Here is a 21,369-nt window from a genome sequence, read left to right as displayed (position 1 = left end):
GGGCGACGTCTCGCCGGTCGATCCGGGGACCGGGCGGTGAGCGGGCCGGGCGACGTACCTCACGGAGGTTTCGGTGCAGATTTCCCAGTTACCGTATCTGGACGAGCACGCGACGACGATCGCGGCCGACGTCCACGACGTCTGGCCGGTCCTGGTCGAGGCCGTCGGCCGGGCCTTCTCCGGGGCCGCCACGACCCTCTACGCCCGTGCCATCGGATGCGCCGACCACGCCGAGTCCGGACCCCGGCCGCTGGCCGAAGGGTCGACACTGGCCGGATTCCGGGTGGCCGCCGCCGTACCGGGGGCGGAGCTGGCGCTCGAAGGCCGCCACCGCTTCTCCTCCTACGCCCTGATCTTCCGCCTCGAACGCCTCGCCCCTGGGCGGTCCCGCCTGATCGCGGAGAGCCGGGCGGCCTTCCCCGGCTGGTCCGGCGGCCTCTACCGGCTCCTCGTCATCGGCACGGGCGGTCATGTGGTCCTGCTCCGGCACCTGCTGTCCGGCATAAGACGCCGGTCGGAGCAGCCTTACCCGGTGTAGTCGCGGGACGGCGACGGGCGGGAGGTCATGATCGTCGGCCGGTCCCTAGACTGGCCTGGTGCAGCACGCCGCAGCCCAGCGCACCGATCCCGACGAGCCCAGCCGCAGCGCCACCGAACCTCTTTCCCGGTCGGAGGCCGAGCGGCTCGCCTGTGCGCTGAAGACGGTCGCGGACCCCACCCGGCTCCAGCTGCTCACCATGATCAGCCGGAGTGCGTCCGGTGAGGCCTGCGTCTGCGACCTCACCGCCCCGCTGGGCCTGACCCAGCCCACCGTCAGCCACCACCTCAAGATCCTCGTGGAGGCCGGGCTGCTGACCCGCGAGAAGCGCGGCAAGTGGGCATGGTACGCCCTCGTCCCCGAGCACCTGGAGGCCCTGCGCGGCCTGATCCCCTGACCGGGCACTCTCCTAGCCGGGCAGGTGCAGCACCTTGCGGGCCTGGGACTGGATGAGCTGGGCCACCTGCTTCGGGTGCTTCAGGTGGGCGTTGTGGTCGCGGCCGGGCCACCTCACGCGCTCGGCGTTCGGCATGACCCACCCGATGGCGTCCAGGCGCTCGGAGAGGTGCGCCGGGCTGCGGTCGCCGCTGAGGAGGACGGTCGGCACGGTGATCCGGGCGTAGGTGTCCAGGCGGACGCCGAGCCGGTCCAGCGCCTCGACGGAGTCGAGCTGGCACGGCGCGAGCCTGCGGAACCTCGGGACGAGCGCGGTGGCCTTCCCCGCCGGCCAGGCCTGCCAGGCGGCGATCCGTACGGTGTCACGCAGGAAGATCTCCATGGCCTTGCCGGTCTTGCCGGCCGCGAGCGCCGCCCGGGCCCGGGCGAGCACCTCCCCGTCCGCTCCGCCCAGCGGTGGCCCGATCACCGCCGGCGGCTCGTAGATCACCGCGCCCGCGAACAGGTCCGGCGCCGCCGCCAGCGTCTCCAGCGCCGTCACCGCGCCGTCCGAATGGCCGTAGAGCACGACCGGCACCTCGACGGCTCGTACGACCGCGAGCACGTCGTCGACCTCCTCGGCCACCGAGCACGGTGAGCCGCCGAGCCGGGGATCGGCCTTGAGGTCGAGCCGGTATTGGCGGCGATGCGGGCGGATGACCCTGAACCGCCCGGCCAGGATCGCGGCCACCTCCTTGAGCCCGGTGCCGTCGTCCAGCCCGGGATGGAGCAGGACGATGACCGGGCCGCGGCCCTCGTCGTGGGCGCGGACGTCGGTGCCGTCGGCGGAGATCACATTGAGCATGAGACCCTCCCTAGCGTTGCTAGGGGGAACGGTATCCCTAGCAACGCTAGGCTGTCAACGTGCGCGATGACACACGGGCCGGGCTGACCCGCCAGACCATGATCGAGACGGCCCTGAGACTGCTCGACGAGGTCGGGCTGGACGGGCTGACGGTGCGCAGGCTCGCCGCCGAGCTGGGCGTCAAGTCGCCCTCGCTTTACTGGCACATCCGTACCAAGCAGGATCTGCTCGACGGCATGGCCGACACGATCATCCGGGCCGCCGGGATGGGCCCGCCCCACGAGGGCGAGTCCTGGCAGGACTGGCTCGCCCGGCGGGCCCGTTCCTACCGGCGGGCCGTGCTCGCGCACCGCGACGGCGCCCGCCTGGTCGCCACCGGCCAGTCGCTGGGCGCGGCCACGATCAAGGCGCTCGACCAGGAGCTGGCCGCCATGGTGGAGCGCGGGTTCACCCCGCTTCTCGCGCTGGACACGATCGCCGCCATCAGCCGCTACGTGATCGGGTTCGTCCTCCAGGAGCAGAACGAACGCCTGCCCGACAGGCCCGTGGACAACATGGCCGACCTGCTCGACGGCGGCACTTCGGCCCCGCTGCTCGTGGCTCTGCGCGCCGGTGGCTCGATGGGCGAGGCCGCCTTCGAGCACGGCCTGCGAACGCTCATCGACGGCACCGCCGCCGCCCTGACCCGCCTGCCGCGCTGAGGCCGCCGCCATGACGTTCCCGCGAGTGCCCCGGCTCGACGTCCACCGCTACCTGGGCGAGCTGCCCGTGCCCCTCGAATACGAAGGCCCCTGCCCGGGCGGCCAGGTCGGCGCCGCGTACGTACGCTGGCCCGACGGCCACCGATCGGTGCTCACTCTTGGTCCCGACGTGAGCGAGTTGCTGGCGCCGGCACGGGCGGCGGGCGTCCCGGCGCCGAGATACGAGCTGGTGCATCCGCCGGTCGTGGTCCAGGAGCTGCTCCCCGGCACCACCCCGCGCACGCCCACGGCCGCCACCATCCGGTCCATGGTCGAGGTCAACCGACGCTGCCGCGGGGTGCTCGCTGGCCGCCCGGACCTGCCGGGGCTCCGGCTCCACCTGCGCGCGGACGGCCCCGGCTTCTGCCTGCACGGCCCGCTGCGCGCCTACGACGGCCGCACCCGGCGGCTGCTCGACCAGGTGGAGGAGGTCGGCCGGGCGTTCCCGGACACGCTGGAGGGCGACGACCTCGTACACACCGACTTCCATCCGGAGAACGTGCTGATCGACGCCGAGGGAACGGTCACCGGCGTGATCGACTGGGACGGCGCCACCCGTGGCGACGCCGGCTTCGACCTCTTCACGCTCGGGTTCGACCTGGCTCACCGCGCTCCCCACCTGGCTCCTGACCTGCACGCCATCGTCCCGAGCCCGGTGCTGCTGGTCTCGTGGGCGCACATGAGCCTGCGCATGGTGGACTGGGCCATCCGGCACTTCACCGCGTCCGACGTCACCACCTGGCTGGACATCGCCGACCGGCTCAGACCCCCCGACCTCTAGGCGATCACGCGCTTGGTCGGCCTCGCGGGACAGCTCGCGGTAGCTGAGCTCCACGCCCGCGTCCGGGTGGTGGATCGCGGGAGCGTCGGAGTTCGCGCGGCCTGCTCCCCGAAGAGGGCGGAAAGTGTCGGGCTCAAGGGTTCTCCTGAAGGATCGACTGGAACGGGTGCCTGCCCAGCCGCTGCGCCACCCGTGCAGCCAGGTGGACGGCGAAGAGGTGGTAGAGGAACGGGGAGAACTCCTCCCGCGCCCGGCCGGCCACCTCGAAGGTCGCGTGCGCCGCCCGGGTGGCCGCCGCGTCGCCGTGCTCGGCCACCACGACGACACGTCTCCCCAGCTCGCGGGCGCGGGCGGCGATCGCCCCGGCGTGCCCGTGCGCGTGGCCGGGCGGGGCGAGCACATACACCGGCAGGTCGGCGGGCTGGGCCCAGCGCTCGACGTGCGCCCACTCCTCCAGGTCCTGACCCAGGGCCAGCAGCCCCGCCGACTCGGCCAGCTTCGCCGCCGCGAACATGGCCGTCCCATGGTTCGGCCCGCTGCCCAGCACGATCGTGCCGGGAAACGCCGCCACGTGCTCGGCCTCCGCGCGGGCGCGCGGGCCGGCGGCCTCGTGCGTGGCCGCCACCGGATCGGCGAGCGAGGCGAGCTCGGCGTGCAGGGCCTCGGCCCCGCCCAGCCGGAGCGCGATCAGCAGCAGGCCGAGCAGGCTCGCCTGGTACGTACGCACGCCCGGCGACGGCTCCGGATCGGGCAGGTCCACGGCCAGCACCCGCTCGGCCGCCCCGGTCACGGGCGAGCCCGGCGTGCCGGTGACGGCCACGGTGAGAGCCCCCGCCTCCCGGGCCCGTTCGAGCGCGGTCAGCACGGCCGGTGTGCTGCCCGACGCGGTGACCGCGACCACCAGCGCCCGCCTAGCCCCGGGCCGCAGAGCCCAGCGGGAGTCGTAGGCCGCGAACCGGAAGGCGCCGGCCGCCCGGCACGGCACCTCGCCGATCGACGCGAAGGCCGGCTCGGTGGCGCACCCGGCGTGGTAGGAGTCGCCGTCGCCCACCAGGTAGACGTTTCCGATCGAGGTTCGCTCCGGCTCGCTCAGCAGGTCGCCGGCCCGCCGGGCGAAGACGCCGGTGAACTCCCGCAGGTCGTCGGCGAGCCGGGCCGCCTGCCGGATCAGGACCTCGGGATTCACTTGATCCCCCGGACGATCGCCACGTAGTCCCTGACCAGGCCCACGTCGATGCTGCCGCCCCAGCCGTCGCGTTCCAGGCAGGTGCCCACGAAAGCGCCGTCGGCCAGGGCCAGCAGCCGGGCCGCGTTGCCGTGGTGGGTGTGACCGGCCAGGATGATCGGCACGTCGGGCACGTTCGCGCGTACCGAGGCGATCAGGCGCCGGGTCCGGTCCTCGTCGGCGTGGCCCAGCACCACGGCGTCGGCGCCCACCTTCCTGGCCGCCCTGGCCACCTCCGCCGTCGGCTTGCCGCCGCCGTACCAGGTGAAGTGGGAGGAGTCGATGTCGGCGAGGATGCGTACGTGCCCGGCCCCGATGCGGCGGCGGTATTCCATGACGCCCATCGGGTCGGCCGTCACCATGCCGTGCTCGGTGAGCGTCATGCCGACCAGCGCCCCCGCCCTGACGAACGCGGCCCCGGTGACGGTGGCGACGGCGAGCGAGGCCCTGATCGCGTTGCGCATCAGCTGCACGCCGACCTGGAAGCGCGGCCCGGTGGCCCGGACGATCTCGTGCACGATGAGGGTCATGGCGGCGGTCCGGGCGGCGTCGGACTCGTCGTCCACCCGGTAGACGCGCTCGACCGTCTGCACCAGGCAGCCGTCGGCGCCGCCCTCGAACAGGGCCAGGGCGGACTCCACCGCGGTCCGGCGGATGCGCTCCAGGCTGCCCTCCTCGTAGTAGGGCGTGCCGGGGAGAGGCTGGAGGTGGACCATACCGATGATCTGCTTGGACATGGCTTCAGCCGTCCGGGGTCAGCGCGAACGCGGACTCCAGCCGGTCCAGGGCGGCCAGGAGATCCTGCTCGCGACGTGAACTGGTGATGCGGGCGATCCCTCCGGCGAAGCAGAACGTGAGGATCCCCGGGAAGACCGACACACCGCAATGGTGCAACAGGTCGCGGAAGCAGCGATAGGAGTCGTCCCAGCCGGTGAACTCCACCATGGTGTTGATGGAGTAGTGCGGCTCCAGCACGCGCACGGGAACCTGGGCGAGCCCGTGGCTGGCCGTGCTGCGCAGAGTCCGCAGCCCGGTGTCGCGCGCCAGCCGCTCGGCCCGGTACGAGCGGTAGGCCGCGCTCAGCGTGTCCAGCCGCAGTCCGTAGGCCGGCTCGAACTCGGCCAGCTCGGCGGCGGTCGGCTCGTCCAGCCCGGTGAGCAGCCAGCGCTCCATCCGGGCCAGCACCTCGACCAGGGTGTAGAAGAACGACGGCGGCCCGCCGAAGGTCGTGGAGGCGTATTCGTAGTAGTCGGCGACGAACTGCTCCTCCGCCAGCAGCCAGCCGACCTTCATGCCCGGTGCCGACCAGGTCTTGGACAGGCTGGAGACGCGGATGACGTTCGGTGCGGCCCGGTCGGCCGAGCAGGGCGCCGGCGGGCCGAGCCATTCGTGGCACTCGTCCAGCACGATCATCGTTGAGGGCGAGGCGGCCCGGACGAGCTTGGCCAGCTCGGCCTCGACCACGGCCGCGCCGGTCGGGTTGCCCACCGTCTGCAGCAGGACCATCGGGGTGTCCGGCGACAGCGCGTCGATGAGCGGCCGGAGCGAGGTCTGCCCGTCGCGCGAGGGCAGCGGGACGAGGCGCACCTGCGAGCGGCGGGCCACGGTCTCGACCAGGGGCGGGTAGTTGGGGATCGCGCACAGCGCGGGGGAGCCGGTCGCCGGTGCGCCGTGCAGGATGAAGTCCGCCAGCGAGCTGACCGCGAACGTGCCGCCCATGGTGATCGCCACGTTCTCGGCGCGGTAGGCGGCGGCCTCCATGCGGGCGTTCTCGTATCCGGCCACGGCCTCGCGGACCGGTCGGCGGCCACGGGAGTCGGAGTAGCCGTACCAGTCCAGGTCGAGGGCGTGGCGGAGGCAGTCCTTCAACGTCTGGGGCAGCCCCCACGCCTGCTCGTCGATCGATCCCGCGGACAGGATGTGGGTGGCCTGCGAGCGCAGGTCGCCGTAGAGGTCGTCGCGGAAGAACCAGTTGAAGAGCTCCTTGACGAAGCGCACCGTGGCCCGCGAGCCCAGCACCTCGGCGGGCTCGACCACGCGGAGCGGGGTGGCCGTGCGCCACAACCGGGCCAGCGCCGGCCGGTGGGCCCGCGGCCCCAGCTCGCACTCCACCCGGCCGAGCCACAGGTCGCGCAGTTCGAGTGGGTCCTCCGGGTTGCGCGCGCGGGAGTACACGTCGAGCATGCGTTCGTCGACCGTGGGCACGAAGCCGTCGGCGAAGCCGTCCGGGCCCGCGGTGGCCGGGGCCGGGGCGGGAGGCGTGGGCGGACAGGCCGGATGAACGGTTTCGAATAGCCGCATTAAGAGTGGTCCTTGTGCTCGGCGATCACGTGATACGCAGGCGCTTGAGATGGCGCGGGGAGTCGGTGACCGCGGCTCGGGAGGGGCTCGCCGTACGGCCGTGGAAGTAGCGGGCGTTGTCGATGATCACGATCATGCCGCGTGACCAGTGGACGCCGGCGGCGGTCGAGCCGTACATGGCGGCCAGCAGGTCGAGGATGCTCCGGTTGACCACGGTCTCGTCCGCGTCGTCTCCCGGATGGGCCCAGTGCAGCGGCTGGGAGAGGAAGTCGCGGAAGGAGAAGACCCGGCGGCCCTCCACCGTGCGCAGGATGCGGGGCCCATCGGTGCTGTGCCGATATCGGGTGCGTGCCAGCACGGACAGCGACTCCGGTGTGAGCGCCCGCTCGATGGCGGTCATGGGCACCAGGACGGTCTGGGCGGCGGTCGGATCGTCGCCAGGGGTCACGCACATCAGCACGATGTAGCGGGGCTGCTCCTCGGCCCTCCTGCCACTGCTCTCCGTGTGCAGCGACAGCGAGTTGGTGGCGAAGGGTTGCAAGGAAACGTTTGCGGTGGCCACGTGCTCGCGGCGGAGATGCAAAATGACGTCGTTTTCCACATAAGGTTGGACGGCGGGATCCATTCTCGGCATGGCCTGCCCGAGCAATGCGCCAAGAGCGAGAAACCGCCGGGTATGCAAGGGCTCGTCCAGCTGCACGATGGCCGTGCCCGTGGTGGCCAACTCGCGTAGGGCATCGTGTACGGGGCCGTCCAGGAAATCCGCGGCGGACGAATGGGTCACGGGCACCGGGGGCGGCGGCAGGACTTTGCCACTGTCGAGCAGGTCGCGCCTGAATGCGACATGCTGGTCGGTCGAATTCTCGGTGAATGCACCATATAGCATGCGTCATACTCCCCGGTAACCCCAGCGCATGCTATCCGGATCGGATATGCCGAGTCGAGCATTTACATCCGGCCTGTCTGGTCGGCGGCGTCCATTTCCAGAAATAGCGAATTAAGAAACGATTTATCGGTAAAAGTTAGTTTTCCACCCTCGCCCTGACGGCCGGAACGACCCGGCTGGCGAACAGCTCGATCGTCTCCCAGTCGAGCGGCGGGCGACACCCCAGCAGGAAGTCCCGCACGCCCAGCGCGGCGTAGCCGAGCAGGTCCTCGACGCACTGCTCCGGAGTGCCGAACGTGAGGTATTCCGCCAGGTCGGGGGAGCCGGCCGGGAGCAGGGCGAGCCGCTCGGCGCGGCGGCGCTCGACGTCCGCCGGGGTCGCGGCGAGCACGGCCCTGAAGGTCAACGACTGGCGGATGTCGGCCGGCGGGCGGCCCTCCTCGGCGCAGTAGCCGGCCAGCAGCCCCACCTTGCGGCGATAGCCCGCCAGGTCGCCCGCCAGCGTGTTCCAGACGTCGGCGTGCCGGGCCGCGACCCGCAACGTACGCCGCTCGCCGCCCCCGCCGATCACCAGCGGCAGGCGCTCCTGGACCGGCCTTGGGCTCAGGCGGGCGTCGGTGAGCCGGTAGTGCTCGCCGTGGAAGGTGAACGGTCCCCCGCCCCACAGGCCGCGCATGACCTGGCACGCCTCCTCCAGCATGTCGAGGCGGACGCCGGCGCCGGGGAAGGGCAGGCCGTACTGCTCGTAGGCGAGGTCGGGGCCGGCGGCGCCTAGGCCGAACTCCAGGCGACCGGAGGAGACGTGGTCTATCGTGGCGGCGATGGCCGCGGCCGTGGCGGGGTGCCGCCAGGTGACGGCCGAGACCAGGATGGCGCACCTGACCCTGCTCGTCCGGGCCGCGAGCGCGGCCAGCAGAGAGGGGCCGTCGAAGCAGGGTCCGTCGGGCCCGCCGAGCGGCGGTCGATAGTGGTCGAAGACGGACACCCAGTCGAGTCCCAGCTCCTCGGCGCGCTGCCAGAGCTCCAGACAGTCCGCGAAAGTGCTGTACTGCTGGCCTGAGTGAACTCCGAATCTCAGCATGCCTGTCCGGTCCCCGGGGATCGCCCGCGTCATGCCTGTTCAGCAGGCCACGTGCCACACGATGGCCTTGCCGGAGACCGGCCATGAGGATCGTCCGTACGGCCGTGGGGCGGACGGCCGGGGAGCCCGACGTGCCGAAGTAGAACACCTCGTCGTCGCGGGCGGGCACGGCCGCTGCCGGAGGCTCATGGTCGGGGCAGGAGGGCGGGGATGGCCGAGGCGCCCGGGTAGGCGTCGTCGGGCACGGCGGCCGACCTGAGGACGGTGGTGACGCCGAGCGCCTCGGTCTGCCGGCGCAGCCGTGCCGGGGGGTCGGTGGGGCTGAGGAACAGGACGCGGTGGCCGGCGCGTACGGGGGCGAAGACCGCCAGGACCGCCTGGTGCGGAACCCCGAGTAAGCGCAGGTCATGGGCGGCCTAGGTAGGCTGGCGGGCATGTCGGTCGCCGCCACGCACACGCTCGGGCAGTTCCTGCGGGCTCATCGTGCGCGACTCGGGCCCGCTGACGTCGGCCTGGCCGGGGGAGGTGACCGCAGGGTCGCCGGGCTCCGCCGCGAGGAGGTCGCCGTGCTCGCGGGCGTGAGCATCGACTACTACACCCGGCTGGAGCAGGGGCGCGAGCGCAACCCGTCCGCGCCGGTCCTTGACGCGATCGGGCGCGCCCTCGACCTCAGCCTCGACGCCCGCGCCCACCTCTTCCGGCTGGCCCGGCTGAGCCCGGCCCCGGATCGCTCCCGGGAGCCGGTCCACCCGGCGCTCCTGCAACTCCTCGACTCCTTCCCGAACGCCGCCGCATACGTCCTGGGCCCGGCGTTCGACGTGCTGGCCACCAACGCCGTCGCCGCCGCGCTGCTCTCCCCCTTCCCGGGCATGACGAACATGGTCCAGGTGCTGTTCCGGCACCCGCGGGCGAAGTCCGTGTTCGCCGAATGGCCGTCCCTGGTGGAGCGGGTCGTCCAGGCCCTGCGCCTCAACGCCGGCGCCTACCCGGACGACCCCCGGATCGCGGCGCTGGTGGAGGATCTGGTGCAGACCTCGCCCGGCTTCCGGACCCGGTGGCAGGAGGGCCAGAGCGTCGCAGGGCTCGCCCGGATGGCCAAGGTTTTTGTTCATCCGGTGGCCGGGCGGATCGAGCTGACGTACCAGACGTTCGACGTCCGCGACGCGCCCGGCCAGCAGTTGCTCGTCGGCACCCCGGAGCCGGGCAGCCCCAGCGCTTCCGCTCTCACCCGCCTGACCGCCGCATAACCGGAGGACCCTCCTGCGGCACTTCCTGGGCGTGCCGCACCCAGGAAGAGGCGGCCTTCTCCCGGTCCTGGCCGGGGCCGCACGCTGGTTGCCGCGGCGCGTCCGCCGCGAAACCCCGGCATCCAGCACTTCCAGGAGTCCTCATGAGCGAGCCCACGACCGGCAAGGTCGTTCTCATCACCGGAGCGAGCAGCGGGATCGGCGCGGCCACCGCCCGCCGCCTGGCCGCCGACGGTCACCACGTCGTGCTCGGCGCGCGCCGGGTGGACCGGCTCGCGTCGCTGGCCGCCGAGCTCCGCGCCGCCGGCGGCCAGGCAGACCACCGGGAGCTGGACGTGACGGACCTCGGCAGCGTGCGTGCCTTCGCCGCGGCCGCCCACGAGCGGTACGGCCGGGTGGACGTGCTGGTCAACAACGCGGGCGTGATGCCGCTGTCGCCGGTGGACGCGCTGCGCGTGGCCGAGTGGGACCAGATGATCGACGTGAACCTGCGCGGTGTCCTGCACGGCATCGCGGCCGTCCTGCCGCTCATGCGCGAGCGGGGCACGGGTCACATCGTGAACGTCGCCTCCACCTCCGCCCACCGGGTCGACCCGACGGCGGCGGTCTACTGCGCCACCAAGTACGCCGTCCTGGCGCTGTCCGAGGGGCTACGCCAGGAGAGCCGGGACATCCGGGTGACCGTCGTGAGCCCCGGCTTCACCCGTACGGAGCTCACCGATCGTGGCGGCGCCGCGGAGGCGCAGGCCGCCGCGCGAGCCGCGATGGAGCAGCTCGCCATCCCGGCCTCCGCCGTCGCGGACGCCATCGGGTACGCCATCGGCCGGCCCGGCGATGTCGACGTCAACGAGATCGTCATCCGGCCCACCGTTCAGGGCTGACAAGGCTGAATGCACAATATTTTCAACAGAAAGCATCAAAGCTACGCTCATGGCTCATGAAGCCCATGCATCCCGCGCGATGGCTGGCGGTGGTGGCCCTCACCGCCGGGTTATCCGTGGCACCCCCCGCCCACGCCGACGGCGCGGGCACCCGACCCTCCGACACCTTTCTGCGTGGACTGGACCTCGACCGCGCGACGGTCCTCGACCTGCAGCGCGCCATGGACCGGGGACGGTTCGACGCGGTCGCGTTGACCCGCTTCTACCTGGACCGCATCCGCAAGGTGGACCCGCTGCTGAACTCGGTCATCCAGACTAACCCCGCGGCGCTGGAGGAGGCCGAACGCAGCGACCGGCGGCGGCGCCACGGCGGGCGCGGCGTGCTGGAGGGCATTCCGGTCCTGCTCAAGGACAACATCGACACCGTCGGCCGGCTCCGTACGACCGCCGGCTCGGAGGCACTGCTCGGCTCTCGCCCGGCCCGCGAGGCCTTCCTGGTCGAGAGGCTGCGGGCGGCGGGCGCGGTGATCCTCGGCAAGGCGAACCTGTCGGAATGGGCCAACTTCCGCTCCGCCCCCTCCTCCAGCGGCTGGAGCGCGGTCGGCGGCCAGGTCAACAACCCCTACGTCCTGGACCGCAACCCCTGCGGGTCGAGCAGCGGTTCGGCGGTCGCCGCCGCCGCGAGCCTGGCCGCGGTGACCATCGGCACCGAGACCGACGGCTCGATCGTCTGCCCGGCGGGCATCAACGGCGTCGTCGGCATCAAGCCCACGATCGGCCTGGTCAGCCGGTCCGGCGTGGTCCCGATCTCCGCGCAGCAGGACACCGCCGGCCCGATCACCAGGAACGTCACCGACGCCGCCGCCGTGCTCGCGGCCATCCAGGGCGTCGACCCGCGCGACCCTGCCACCCGGCCGGGCGGTGACCGCGACTACCTCAAGGCGCTGAAGCCGGGCGCGCTGGCCGGCAAGCGCATCGGCGTCTGGCGCTCGGTGGCCGGGGACAACCAGGACGTGCTCGCGACCCTGGACGCCGCCGTCGCCACGCTCCGGGCGCGCGGCGCGGTTGTGGTCGACAACGTCGAGCTGGAGGGCATGGACGAGGCCGGCGAGGCGGAGTTCGCGGCCCTGCTGACCGAGTTCAAGCACGACCTGAACGCCTACCTGGCCCAGACCCCCGGACGGCACCCGGACGACCTGGCCGGGCTGATCGAGTTCAACAAGGAGCACGCCTCGACCGAGCTGCGCTACTTCGGTCAGGAGCTGTTCGAGCAGGCGCAGGCGACCACCGGCGACCTGAACGATCCCGAATACCGCGCCCTGCGGGACAAGGCGACCTCGCTCGCCCGGCAGGCGATCGACTCCGTGGTGGCCGCCGACCGGCTGGACGCGGTGCTCGCGCCGACGAACAGCGGGGCCTGGCTCACCGACCTGGTCAAGGGCGACGACTTCAGCGACTTCGTCTCCTCCTCCGCGCCCCCGGCCGTCTCCGGTTATCCGGCGATCACGGTCCCGGCCGGCTATGCCCGCGAGGTGCTGCCGCTGGGCGTCACCTTCTTCGGTCCCCGCTTCTCCGAATCCACCCTGATCGCCCTGGGGTACGCGTTCGAGCAGGCCGGCAAGGTACGCAAGCCGCCGACCTACCTGCGCACGCTGCCCTGACCGGCCTGACTCTCGGTGCCGGTGGCGGGGTGCGCTTCCCCGCGCCGGCGCCGGACCCGCGCGTCAGAAGCCGATCAGCCGCGGTGCGTCCGTGACCGTGCGCAGCATGCCCGGCAGGACCGTTCGCAGTGCGTCGATGGTTTCCGGTGGCAGGTCGAGGTGGGTCTCGAACGAGGTCTCCGTCTCCAGCGCGTCGGCGGCCTCCGGGGTCAGCTCCAGCCGGAGCGTCCCGCCGTCCAGCGTGATCGAGCGCACGCCGCGGTCGGTGACGCGCTCGCCGTGGCGCGCCACCCAGTAGACGTCCTCGCCGGACAGCACCACCAGCCGTTCGTCCGCGTGGTGCCCGGCCTGGTCCGTCAGGTGGAAGTGGTTGCGGCCGTGCCGCCGGCCGTGTTCGAAGGCACGGACGGTCAGGGTCGTGGCCGGGAGGTAGCTCAGCGTCCCGGAGATCGGCGGCGGGGGAGGCGGCGGCTCCCGGTGCATGAGGGACCGGCGTTCGTAGTGGTCGCCGTAGGTGGTGGGCAGCCCGATGGGCGCGGCGGTGGGCAGCGCGGCCAGCAGCCAGCCGGGCGGCTCCGGCCGGGGGAACGTGGTCAGCTCCGCCAGCGCCGCCACCGGGGGCACGTCCTCGAACGGCGGCGCGGCGGAGTCGACGTGGCCGGTGTAGCCCCTGGTGCCGGGCGAGAACACCAGCTCGCAGGTGAACCAGGTGCCGGCGTCGGCTCGGTAGGCCAGCTCGCGCAGGCGCTGGAACGGGTCGTCCAGGCCCGCGACGGCGATCTCCTGGCCGTCGCGGGTGACGGTGGTCCTGGCGTACTGGCCGGTTTGGGCGCGGTGGACGGTGAGGCGCGACCAGCCGGGAGCGGCGGCGGCGCGGGCGAGGTCGCCGATCGCCAGGCGCATGCTGTGGCTCTCGTCGTGCCGGGAGCGCCATTTCCTGGCGCGGGCGGATCGTCTGGACGCCATGGTCATCCTTCCTGACCGGTGCCGGTGAGGAGGTCGTGGAGTCGGCGCGCCTCGCGGAGCAGGCCGCTGGTTCCCTTGCGGGCCGCCATGTCGCCCACCTCGGGGATCTCGCCGCGCGCGCCGCACCACTCGGCGGTGGTGGCGGCGAGCGTGACGAAGCCGGCCAGGCCGTTGCGCGGGCGTACGCCCGGCGGGGGCAGCAGGGTGGGCAGCGCCGCCGCGGCGATCCGCCACACGTGCTCGTGGGCGCCCCGCCTGGCCGCGGCGTCGAGCGCGGTGGTCACGTCGATCACTCTGACCTCGCCGGCGGCCACCAGCAGCCCGACGTGCCTGCCGACCTCCGCCGCGGGCAACTCGTCCCGCGCGGCGGTCTCCAGCAGGACGTCCACCGACTCCGGCATGTCTGGGTCGCCCAGGATGCGCGCGAGCACCATCGCGAACGCCGCCCCGACCGGCCCCTCGGCCCGGGCGAGCTCGCGCGCCATCTCCGGCCCGACACGGGTTTCGCCGTAGAAGCGGCGGTTCACGTACGGCATGAGGTGCGCGGCGGCGACCTCCCGGTGCGAGGGCAACGTCGAGGGCCACCATGCGAGGTGCTCGGCCTCTGCCCAACGCCGCTCGACGCCGAGCACCATGTCGACCAGCGGCAGGCCGGTGGGGACGAAGGTGGCCGTCGGCACCGGCTGGATGTCGTGATTGTGGTCGCGATCGTGCCAGTCGTGCGTGCCGTGGTGACTCCCGCAGGTCCACTCCAGCTCGACCGCGACCTCCGGGCAGGTCCACCCGGCGAGGACCCGGCCCGCTGCCGAGGTCAGCCGGGCCGCCCGGGCCGTCGCCTCCGGATCCGGGGTGCGGGGCAGGCGCAGCAGGGCCTGCTGGAAGTCGGCGGCCAGCGGCTTGGCGCCGGCGGCCTCGATGACCTCCATGCGGCGCACCAGCTCGGCCGCCGCCACGTGTCCGGTGCTGTGCGTGGGCGTGGCCAGCAGCAGCGGCGGCAGGGTGTCCTCCTCGACGGCCCGCAGGATCTCGGCCCCGCGGTGCAGCAGCAGCCGGTGCGGCGCGGCCAGGCTCTCCCGCGGCATCATGCGATGCCAGGCTCGCCGGATCGGTGCGATCCTGGCCAGGGAGTTGGCGGCGCCCTGGAGCCACTGACCGAGGTGCAGCCAGGCCTGGCGGCCGTAGCCCCAGGGGTTGTGCGGCAGTCGGGGGTGCAGCGCCGCCGCCACGCGGGCACGGTCACGGCCGGCGAGCGTGACGAGGTCGGCCAGCAGCCGTTCGTAGTCCTGCCAGGAGCGTGCCTCCTCCAGCAACAGGATGAGATCTCCCTGGGCCGGCAGGCGCTCCACCTCGCTCCCCGGGGAGAGCTCGGCCGGCGGGGCGAGGGCATGGGCGCGTTGCGGCGCGGCGGGCAGTGGCGGCGGCACGAACGCGGGCTCGGCCGGGGTCACCGTGCCGCCCGCGAAGGCCGCGGCGACCCGGTGGCCGAGCCGGAGCGGGAGCAGCTCCACCGCCTCGCGTACGGTGGCGCGACCCTCCTCGCCCATGCCGGCCGCGTGGGCGAGGGCCAGCTCGACGGCCTTCTCCTGCAACTCGGCGGAGTCGGCGGCGAACGCCCGGGTCAGCGGCGTGGCGACCACGGCGGCCAGCTCGGGCGCACGGCGTACGGAACGGTCGAGCCAGGACAGCCCGGCGCGCACCAGCTTGCGCTCGGAGCGGAACAGCAGCGACTCCCACGCCTCGGCGAGGTCGTCGGCCGCCAGGCCGTCGCAGGCGCGCAGGCGCTTCGTCGCCAGCTCGGCGACCGGGCCGGGGGAGGCGGGCAGCAGGCTCAGGTAGTCGCGGACGTGCGGGGCCACCTCGGCCGGTGCGGGGTCCAGCGCCTCGTGCAGGCGGACGAAGAAGCGCAGGTCGATGGGCGTGCCACCGCGCAGGAAGCGGCGTACGCAGCCCTCGATCAGCGCCTCGCGCTTCACCCGGCCGGCCGCGGCCTGCGCCGTCAGCGCGCCCAGCCAGCCGCTGTGCGGCTCCTGCTCCCACTGCAGCTCCCGGCCCACGCCCTCGGCCTCGAACAGGCGCGGCAGCAGGTGGTCGAGCAGCGGGTCGTCGCGCAGCGGCCCGCCGGGGAGCGTCGTCCCGAGCGCGGCCCAGCCGGCCACCAGCGGGTCGTGCTGCGGTGGCTCGACGCCGGTCTCGCGCAGCAGCGCCAGGGTGAGAGCCATGCCGCGGTCGTCGGCGGCGCGCATGCGCAGCACCAGCCTGTTGGCCAGGTCGGCACGCCAGGCGGCGGGCCGGTCGGCGAGCACGTCAAGGAGGAGGTCCACGTCGTTGTCGCGGCCGGCCCACCGCGGCGCGAAGTCGCGCCGGTAGAGCCAGGACGCCACGCCCGCCGCCCCGCCGATCGTGCCGGCCCCCGCGACCCGCAGCACGACCGAGTAGTCGACCAGGCGGTCGTCCCACCGGTCGAACCGGCCTCGCAGCGCCTTCAGCAACTCCGGCAAGCGAGCCGCGACCTCCTTGCGGGCCGCGCCGTCGAGCGTCCTGATCCGCTTGACGAGCTGGTCGGCACGTCGTGCCTCGATCAGTTTCCTGATCTGTTCCCAGTGATCCATGGCGGGGACCCTAACGGCCACTGCCGACACTTTGGCCCCGGTGATGGTGGCCGCGGCGACCGAGGTGCGGGGCCGCCTGGGGCGCGTGGTCGGGTGTGAAAGTCCCTCGGTCTTGCGTGCGGGTCGATCTTGGGGGAGTGTGGCAGGCTGTGGCCGTCCACGGGTTCCGCCGACCTGCGCGGGGCCTGTGCCGCGAAGGTGTGGCCGCGGGGCGGGGTCAGGTGCTCGGCATCCCGCCGAACGGGTCGCCCAAGGGAGCGGAATCCATGGATCAGCAACCGTTCCCGCCCGGGCGGCCCGAGACCGGCGGGTCCGACTGGCCGCGGATTTTCGTGGTCTACGTCGCGGGCGTCGTGGCCGCCCTCGGCCTGGGCAAGATCTCGGCCGTCGGGGCGCAGGTCTCCGACGCGCTCGGCTTGACGCTTTCCCAGCTCGGCTGGCTCATTTCCGTCATCACCGCGGTCTGCGCGGCGGTCGGGCTGGCCGGCGGGGTGCTGAACCGCCGCTACGGCACTGGCCGGATGCTCGTCGCGGGCCTGGCCGTGGTGACGGCGGCCAGCGCCTTGAGCGTGGCGGCGACGGGGTTCGGCACGCTGCTGGCCGTCCGGCTGGTCGAGGGCCTGGGATACCTGCTGGTGACCGTCGCCTGCCCCGTGCTGATCGCGCGCCTGGCCGGCGACCGGGACCGGGCGATGGCGCTGTCGATCTGGGGCACGTTCGTGCCGGTCGGCCTCGGGCTGAGCACCCTGCTGGGCGGGCTGGTCGGCACCGCCGCCGGCTGGCGCGTCTGGCTCGGCGTCGTCGCGGCCGTCACCCTGGCGTGCACCCTGGTGACCTGGCGCCGGTTGCCGCCCGGCCGGGTCGCCGAACACGTTGGGGTGCCCGTCCGGGCCGGCGCGCTGGTCCGGCCCGCCCTGCTGGCGTTGTCGTTCTGCCTGATCGTGATGGCCACGCTCTCCGTCGTCGTGCTGCTGCCGGCCTTCCTGGTGGAGCGGCACGGTCAGGCGGCGGCGGCCGCCGGCGCCCTCACGTCGGTGATCTCCCTCATCAGCGTCGCCGGGGGGATCGTCGCGGCCGGCCTGCTCCGTACGGTGGCGCCGGGCGTGCTGGCCCTGAGTGGGATTTCGATCGTCCCGGCGGCCTGGCTGGCCTTCCACGAGGAGGCATCGGTCACCGCCACCGCCGTCGGGACGGGTGTCATCTCCTTCGCGAACGGCATCCTGGCGGCCATCGTCTTCGCCGCCCTGCCGTACGTCCTGGTCAGCCTGGCGCACATGGACCTCGCCACCGGCATCGTCGCCCAGTTCGGCAGCCTGGGCTCGATGCTGGGCCCGCCGCTGTTCGGCCTGCTGGCCGAGCGTGGCGGCTGGCACACGCTGGTGCCGGTCACCTCCGGGGCCGTGGTGGGGGGCGTGACGCTGCTGGTCCTGACGCTCTGGTGGCGTCGCCCGTCCGTCGCCTAGCGCGGTCGTCCGGCGGCGTCCCGTACGTTCCCGAAGTCGGGCGCGTGGTCCTCGGCCCACTCCCGGAACGTACGGGCCGGGCGGCCGGTCAGCTCCCGGACGGCCGGGGAGACCGACTCTGGTTCGTCGACGAGGTGGGCCCAGTAATCGAGCGAGGAGTCCACGAAGGCGGGCTCGCCCCAGGCGGCGACCATTTCCGCGCGGGCCTCCTCGCGTGACTGCTCGTCGAAGCGCAGCCCGCGCCCGATGGTCTCGCCGATGACGCGTACCTGCTCGGCCTGGGTGAGGACCTCCGGGCCTGTGAGCACGTACCGCTTGCCCGCGTGCCCCTCCTCGGTCAGCGCCAGCGCCGCCACGGCCGCGATGTCGGCCTCGTGGATGAGCGATCTGGCCGCGCCCGCGTACGGGGCCCGCACCACGCCGGTGTCCCGGATCTGGCCGGCCCAGGCCAGGGTGTTGGTGGCGAACCCGCCCGCGCGCAGGAACGTCCACTGCGCCGCGGAGTCCTCGATCAGCCGCTCGACCTCGCCCCACACGCCGTTCTCCGCCGGTTCGCGGTCGTCGCGCACGGAGTGGGCGGACAGGTACACCACCCGGCGGGCGTGCTTGGTGATGCGGTCCACGACGGGTGCGGCTCCTTCGGCCGTGAAGTACGGCCACAGCAGGAACACCGCGTCGACGCCGTCGAGCGCCGCGTCGAGGGAGCCCGGGTCGGTCAGGTCGCCGCCGGCCACCTCGGCGCCCGCGGGCAGTCGGGCCGAGGCCGGGTCCCTGGTCAGCGCGCGTGGCTTGTATCCGGCCTCGACCAGCAGGGAGACCAGCGGGCGGCCCACGTTGCCGGTCGCGCCGGTGATGAGGATCTTGGTGTGCTCGTTTCGCTCAGGCATACGACCATGCTCGAACATCAACCAACGTTGAGGTCAAATAGTGCCCCTACAGGCCGGACTCCAGGTCAGCCAGCGCCCGGTCGACCTCGGCGGGGCCGTCCATGCCGGGATCCCTGGCCCACTGCAGCCAGACCAGGGCCACGATGCCGAAGACCGCGCCGACGGCGTTCCTGGTCCGGGGGTCGTCCACGTCGCGGCCCGCCTTCTCCGCCAGGATCTCGTGGACCTGCCGCAGCAGGCCGGAGCTCTTGCGCAGGTTGGCCGCCACCAGCTCGGGGACGGTCACCGCGAACACCTCCCGCGCGTGCCCGGCGGCGATCTCCTCGGCGGTCAGGGAGGCGAACGCCGTACGGAAAGCGCCGCGCATGACGGTGACCGGAGGGCCCGGCGGCTGGGCCGCCATGGACGCGAGGAGCGGCGGGAAGTCATCCAGCGTGACCAGGTCCTCCTTCGTCGGGAAATACCGGAAGAAGGTGGCGGGGGAGACCTCGGCGGCCTCGGCGATCTGCTCGATGGTGGTGGCGTGGTAGCCGCGTTCGCGGAAGAGCCTGAACGCCTCGCGCAGGATCGTCTCCCTGGTCCTGGCCTTCTTGCGCTCGCGCAGCCCGCCGGTCGCCATGCCTTCACTGTACTGCACCCTCATGTGAGAGCCTCCTCTCACAAGGGGCAGCCGCTGGGAGGTCGGCTCGCGGGTGACGTGTCAGGAGGGCAGCCCCTTCGGCGGGTAGACCTGGAGGGCCGCCTCCAGGGCCGTGGCCTCCTCCGGGCTGAGGCGTTCGAGGAAGTGCACCAGCGTGGCGGCCCGGTTGCCGCTGTTGGCCAGGGACTCGCGCATCACGTCGGCGGTGTAGGCCTCCTTGGAGGAGACCACCTCGTAGACGTAGGCCCGCCCGACGGGCTTGCGCTTGAGCAGGCCCTTGGTGTGGAGCTTGTCCATGACGGTCATCACGGTCGTGTAGGCGAGCGTGCGCTCCTGCCGCAGGTGCTCCAGAACGTCTCTGACCGAGGCGGGCTCCTTGGTGGCCCACATGCGGTCCATGATCGTGGACTCGAGTTCTCCCAGGCCGCGCATCATCTGACAGCCCCTCCGTGCGTGGTCTGCCTCATGCTAGCGGCGATCGCTGAGGCGCAACCACGAACCCGGCGCAGGGCTGGAACATACGCTACCGGGGTACCGTAGTAGCGCCACCTATGTGAGGTAATGATAAAGGAGCGGTGTATGTCCGATCCAACCCCCTCTGTCCGGCGGGCGCTGTTCCTGCACGCGCCGATCCGGCGCAAGCCGCGGGCGATGCTGGAGCGGATGCTCGCACTGGTGGACGACGACACCCCGGCGGACGGGCCCGACGGCCCGGTCGCGGTGCTGGAGCGGCGGCTGGCCGAGCTGCTCGGCAAGGAGCGGGCGCTGTTCTTCCCGAGCGGGACGATGGCGCAGCAGGCCGCGTTGCGCGTCCACGCAGACCTGCGCGGGCGCCGCGCCTTCGCCGCCCACCCGCAGTCGCACCTGGACGTGTGGGAGGGGCAGGGCTACAACGCGGTCCACGGCCTGTGGATGCACCGCGCCGGCGACCCCAACGAGCTGATGACGGCCGGCGACCTGGCGGCGATCGGCGAGCCGCTCGCGGCGGCGGTCTGGGAGCTGCCGCAGCGCGACCTCGGCGGGCTGCTGCCGTCCTGGGACGACCTCCGTGCCCAGGTCGACCTCGTCCGGGCCACCGGCGCCGCCGCGCATCTGGACGGGGCCCGGATCTGGGAGGCCCAGGCCGGTTACCGGCGGCCGATGGACGAGATCGCCGGCCTGTTCGACTCGGTGTACGTCTCGCTCTACAAGAGCCTGCAAGGAGTGCGCGGTGCGGTGCTCGCCGCGGACGCCGGCACCGTACGGGCCGCCGAGGTGTGGCGCCGGCGGCTCGGCGGCGCGATCGCCGACGCCTGGCCGCTCGCCCTGGCCGCCCTGGTCCACCTGGACACCCTCGGCTCGGACATGGCCCGCTACCACGAGCACGCCATCGCCGTCGCGGCGGCCATCAACGCCGACGGCGCCGCGCGGGCCCACCCCGACCCGCCGCAGGCGGCCATGTTCCACGTCCACCTGCCGGCCGCCAGGCGGGACGTCGAACGGGCCGGCGCGGAGATCCTCGCCGAGCACGGCATCCAGCTCTGGGGCAGAGTGCGCTCCGCGCCGGACCCCACCCGCTGCAGCTTCGAGCTCAGCGTCGGGGCGAACGCCATGGAGTTCACCCCGGGCGAGGTGGTCACCCTCCTCCACGACCTTCTGAAACGCGCCCACGACGGGTCGGCGGGGAAGCCCTGAACGGCAGCCGGGGATAATCCGCAACGAAACTATAATGTTATCTATGACTGCCATGGCGCCATCGCGCGCGGAGCCCGACCTGTCGTTCCTGCTCGACCGCACCAGCCACGTGTTGCGCACGCGCATGGCGGCGGCGCTGGCCGAGATCGGCCTGACGGCCCGCATGCACTGCGTGCTCGTGCACGCCATCGAGGAGGAGCGTACGCAGGCCCAGCTCGCGGAGCTCGGCGACATGGACAAGACCACGATGGTGGTCACGGTCGACGCCCTGGAGGAGGCGGGGCTGGCGGAGCGCCGCCCGTCCAGCGTCGACCGCCGGGCCAGGATCATCGCGCTCACCGAGAAGGGCAGGGAGATGGCCAGGCGCAGTCAGGAGGTCGTCGACGGCGTGCACCGCGCCGCCCTGGGCTCGCTGCCCGCCGAGGATGCCAAGGCGCTGCTCCAGGCGCTGGACCGGCTGGTCGAGGGGCACCTGTCCACCCCCGTGGAGGCGCCGCCGGTGGCACGCCGGGCACGACAATAGGTCCGCAAAGGATCGTCTACAACAAA

The 21,369-nt window shown here is 72.9% G+C and carries 21 protein-coding genes; 10 read left to right on the top strand and 11 right to left on the bottom strand.

What is annotated here, in order from left to right; translation table 11 throughout:
* Window positions 1-73 precede the first annotated feature (73 nt).
* Complete coding sequence (locus tag BLS95_RS06635; protein WP_090929997.1) at window positions 74-538, top strand: hypothetical protein; 465 nt, start codon at window positions 74-76, stop codon at window positions 536-538.
* A 58-nt stretch (window positions 539-596) separates the two neighbouring features.
* Window positions 597-935, top strand: a complete 339-nt coding sequence (locus BLS95_RS06630; protein WP_218135641.1) for an ArsR/SmtB family transcription factor — start codon at window positions 597-599, stop codon at window positions 933-935.
* Between the two features lie 12 nt (window positions 936-947).
* Here the strand turns inward: BLS95_RS06630 and BLS95_RS06625 are convergent, their stop codons facing one another.
* Window positions 948-1,778 (bottom strand): alpha/beta fold hydrolase, encoded by an 831-nt coding sequence (locus BLS95_RS06625; RefSeq protein WP_090929995.1) that lies wholly within the window; start codon window positions 1,776-1,778, stop codon window positions 948-950.
* A 59-nt stretch (window positions 1,779-1,837) separates the two neighbouring features.
* Here BLS95_RS06625 and BLS95_RS06620 point away from each other — a divergent pair, with 59 nt between their 5' ends.
* Window positions 1,838-2,479 carry a TetR/AcrR family transcriptional regulator C-terminal domain-containing protein gene (locus BLS95_RS06620; protein ID WP_245764889.1) on the top strand — a complete coding sequence of 214 codons (642 nt, stop codon included), beginning with the start codon at window positions 1,838-1,840 and terminating at the stop codon, window positions 2,477-2,479.
* A 10-nt stretch (window positions 2,480-2,489) separates the two neighbouring features.
* Window positions 2,490-3,299: a phosphotransferase family protein gene (locus BLS95_RS06615; protein WP_090929994.1), complete on the top strand. Its 810-nt coding sequence runs from the start codon at window positions 2,490-2,492 to the stop codon at window positions 3,297-3,299.
* Between the two features lie 133 nt (window positions 3,300-3,432).
* On the opposite strand, the gene BLS95_RS06610 is transcribed toward BLS95_RS06615, so the two are convergent.
* The 5 genes from BLS95_RS06610 to BLS95_RS06590 form a co-directional block, all read right to left on the bottom strand.
* Window positions 3,433-4,485 (bottom strand): SIS domain-containing protein, encoded by a 1,053-nt coding sequence (locus BLS95_RS06610; RefSeq protein ID WP_143043608.1) that lies wholly within the window; start codon window positions 4,483-4,485, stop codon window positions 3,433-3,435.
* Window positions 4,482-5,261, bottom strand: coding sequence for a BtpA/SgcQ family protein (locus BLS95_RS06605; protein WP_090929992.1), 780 nt, complete (start codon window positions 5,259-5,261; stop codon window positions 4,482-4,484). Before BLS95_RS06605 ends, BLS95_RS06610 begins: the two co-directional genes overlap by 4 nt.
* Window positions 5,262-5,265: 4 nt before the next feature.
* Window positions 5,266-6,825, bottom strand: coding sequence for a pyridoxal phosphate-dependent aminotransferase (locus BLS95_RS06600; RefSeq protein WP_218135640.1), 1,560 nt, complete (start codon window positions 6,823-6,825; stop codon window positions 5,266-5,268).
* A 25-nt stretch (window positions 6,826-6,850) separates the two neighbouring features.
* Window positions 6,851-7,711: a TauD/TfdA family dioxygenase gene (locus BLS95_RS06595; protein ID WP_090929991.1), complete on the bottom strand. Its 861-nt coding sequence runs from the start codon at window positions 7,709-7,711 to the stop codon at window positions 6,851-6,853.
* A 136-nt stretch (window positions 7,712-7,847) separates the two neighbouring features.
* Window positions 7,848-8,792 (bottom strand): LLM class flavin-dependent oxidoreductase, encoded by a 945-nt coding sequence (locus BLS95_RS06590; protein ID WP_090930467.1) that lies wholly within the window; start codon window positions 8,790-8,792, stop codon window positions 7,848-7,850.
* A gap of 434 nt (window positions 8,793-9,226) precedes the next feature.
* Between BLS95_RS06590 and BLS95_RS06585 the strand changes: the two genes are divergently transcribed.
* The 3 genes from BLS95_RS06585 to BLS95_RS06575 all read left to right on the top strand — a co-directional run bounded on the left by BLS95_RS06585 (window position 9,227) and on the right by BLS95_RS06575 (window position 12,581).
* Complete coding sequence (locus BLS95_RS06585; protein ID WP_090929990.1) at window positions 9,227-10,039, top strand: helix-turn-helix transcriptional regulator; 813 nt, start codon at window positions 9,227-9,229, stop codon at window positions 10,037-10,039.
* Between the two features lie 143 nt (window positions 10,040-10,182).
* A complete protein-coding gene (locus BLS95_RS06580; protein WP_090929989.1) occupies window positions 10,183-10,920 on the top strand; it encodes an SDR family oxidoreductase in 738 nt (245 codons plus the stop codon).
* 56 nt (window positions 10,921-10,976) lie between these two features.
* The gene (locus BLS95_RS06575) at window positions 10,977-12,581 is read left to right on the top strand and encodes an amidase (protein WP_218135639.1); all 1,605 of its coding nucleotides are present in this window, start codon (window positions 10,977-10,979) and stop codon (window positions 12,579-12,581) included.
* Between the two features lie 63 nt (window positions 12,582-12,644).
* Here the strand turns inward: BLS95_RS06575 and BLS95_RS06570 are convergent, their stop codons facing one another.
* Together BLS95_RS06570 and BLS95_RS06565 are read right to left on the bottom strand one after the other, a co-directional pair.
* The gene (locus BLS95_RS06570) at window positions 12,645-13,547 is read right to left on the bottom strand and encodes a hypothetical protein (protein WP_143043607.1); all 903 of its coding nucleotides are present in this window, start codon (window positions 13,545-13,547) and stop codon (window positions 12,645-12,647) included.
* 2 nt (window positions 13,548-13,549) lie between these two features.
* Complete coding sequence (locus BLS95_RS06565; RefSeq protein WP_090929986.1) at window positions 13,550-16,156, bottom strand: DUF7824 domain-containing protein; 2,607 nt, start codon at window positions 16,154-16,156, stop codon at window positions 13,550-13,552.
* Between the two features lie 266 nt (window positions 16,157-16,422).
* Between BLS95_RS06565 and BLS95_RS06560 the strand changes: the two genes are divergently transcribed.
* Window positions 16,423-17,619 (top strand): MFS transporter, encoded by a 1,197-nt coding sequence (locus BLS95_RS06560; protein ID WP_090929985.1) that lies wholly within the window; start codon window positions 16,423-16,425, stop codon window positions 17,617-17,619.
* On the opposite strand, the gene BLS95_RS06555 is transcribed toward BLS95_RS06560, so the two are convergent.
* The 3 genes from BLS95_RS06555 to BLS95_RS06545 are packed head-to-tail and all read right to left on the bottom strand — an operon-like array spanning window position 17,616 to window position 19,581.
* Complete coding sequence (locus BLS95_RS06555; RefSeq protein WP_090929984.1) at window positions 17,616-18,506, bottom strand: SDR family oxidoreductase; 891 nt, start codon at window positions 18,504-18,506, stop codon at window positions 17,616-17,618. The two genes, BLS95_RS06560 and BLS95_RS06555, sit on opposite strands and share 4 nt — an antisense overlap.
* A 46-nt stretch (window positions 18,507-18,552) precedes the next feature.
* Entirely contained in the window at window positions 18,553-19,149 is a 597-nt protein-coding gene (locus tag BLS95_RS06550; RefSeq protein ID WP_245764888.1) for a TetR family transcriptional regulator, read from the bottom strand.
* A gap of 57 nt (window positions 19,150-19,206) precedes the next feature.
* A complete protein-coding gene (locus BLS95_RS06545) occupies window positions 19,207-19,581 on the bottom strand; it encodes a BlaI/MecI/CopY family transcriptional regulator (RefSeq protein ID WP_090929983.1) in 375 nt (124 codons plus the stop codon).
* A gap of 144 nt (window positions 19,582-19,725) precedes the next feature.
* Here BLS95_RS06545 and BLS95_RS06540 point away from each other — a divergent pair, with 144 nt between their 5' ends.
* Together BLS95_RS06540 and BLS95_RS06535 are read left to right on the top strand one after the other, a co-directional pair.
* On the top strand, window positions 19,726-20,820 hold the full coding sequence (locus tag BLS95_RS06540) for a threonine aldolase family protein (RefSeq protein WP_090929982.1): 1,095 nt from the start codon (window positions 19,726-19,728) through the stop codon (window positions 20,818-20,820).
* 43 nt (window positions 20,821-20,863) lie between these two features.
* Window positions 20,864-21,343: a MarR family winged helix-turn-helix transcriptional regulator gene (locus BLS95_RS06535; RefSeq protein WP_090929981.1), complete on the top strand. Its 480-nt coding sequence runs from the start codon at window positions 20,864-20,866 to the stop codon at window positions 21,341-21,343.
* Window positions 21,344-21,369: the final 26 nt, after the last annotated feature.

Source organism: Nonomuraea jiangxiensis (genome assembly GCF_900099965.1).
Taxonomy (GTDB): domain Bacteria; phylum Actinomycetota; class Actinomycetes; order Streptosporangiales; family Streptosporangiaceae; genus Nonomuraea; species Nonomuraea jiangxiensis.
Note: the sequence above shows the minus strand (reverse complement) of the source record. Positions and strands in the feature narration are given on the sequence as shown.

What these genes read in the sequence shown, in the direction of transcription:
- BLS95_RS06550 (WP_245764888.1), bottom strand. Translation starts at nt 19,149, where the DNA reads ATGAGGGTGCAGTACAGTGAAGGCATGGCGACCGGCGGGCTGCGCGAG.
- BLS95_RS06570 (WP_143043607.1), bottom strand. Translation starts at nt 13,547, where the DNA reads ATGGCGTCCAGACGATCCGCCCGCGCCAGGAAATGGCGCTCCCGGCAC.
- BLS95_RS06595 (WP_090929991.1), bottom strand. Translation starts at nt 7,711, where the DNA reads ATGCTATATGGTGCATTCACCGAGAATTCGACCGACCAGCATGTCGCA.
- BLS95_RS06615 (WP_090929994.1), top strand. Translation starts at nt 2,490, where the DNA reads ATGACGTTCCCGCGAGTGCCCCGGCTCGACGTCCACCGCTACCTGGGC.
- BLS95_RS06560 (WP_090929985.1), top strand. Translation starts at nt 16,423, where the DNA reads ATGGATCAGCAACCGTTCCCGCCCGGGCGGCCCGAGACCGGCGGGTCC.
- BLS95_RS06575 (WP_218135639.1), top strand. Translation starts at nt 10,977, where the DNA reads ATGAAGCCCATGCATCCCGCGCGATGGCTGGCGGTGGTGGCCCTCACC.
- BLS95_RS06565 (WP_090929986.1), bottom strand. Translation starts at nt 16,156, where the DNA reads ATGGATCACTGGGAACAGATCAGGAAACTGATCGAGGCACGACGTGCC.
- BLS95_RS06585 (WP_090929990.1), top strand. Translation starts at nt 9,227, where the DNA reads ATGTCGGTCGCCGCCACGCACACGCTCGGGCAGTTCCTGCGGGCTCAT.
- BLS95_RS06555 (WP_090929984.1), bottom strand. Translation starts at nt 18,506, where the DNA reads ATGCCTGAGCGAAACGAGCACACCAAGATCCTCATCACCGGCGCGACC.
- BLS95_RS06580 (WP_090929989.1), top strand. Translation starts at nt 10,183, where the DNA reads ATGAGCGAGCCCACGACCGGCAAGGTCGTTCTCATCACCGGAGCGAGC.
- BLS95_RS06590 (WP_090930467.1), bottom strand. Translation starts at nt 8,792, where the DNA reads ATGCTGAGATTCGGAGTTCACTCAGGCCAGCAGTACAGCACTTTCGCG.
- BLS95_RS06600 (WP_218135640.1), bottom strand. Translation starts at nt 6,825, where the DNA reads ATGCGGCTATTCGAAACCGTTCATCCGGCCTGTCCGCCCACGCCTCCC.
- BLS95_RS06540 (WP_090929982.1), top strand. Translation starts at nt 19,726, where the DNA reads ATGTCCGATCCAACCCCCTCTGTCCGGCGGGCGCTGTTCCTGCACGCG.
- BLS95_RS06545 (WP_090929983.1), bottom strand. Translation starts at nt 19,581, where the DNA reads ATGATGCGCGGCCTGGGAGAACTCGAGTCCACGATCATGGACCGCATG.
- BLS95_RS06535 (WP_090929981.1), top strand. Translation starts at nt 20,864, where the DNA reads ATGACTGCCATGGCGCCATCGCGCGCGGAGCCCGACCTGTCGTTCCTG.
- BLS95_RS06625 (WP_090929995.1), bottom strand. Translation starts at nt 1,778, where the DNA reads ATGCTCAATGTGATCTCCGCCGACGGCACCGACGTCCGCGCCCACGAC.
- BLS95_RS06605 (WP_090929992.1), bottom strand. Translation starts at nt 5,261, where the DNA reads ATGTCCAAGCAGATCATCGGTATGGTCCACCTCCAGCCTCTCCCCGGC.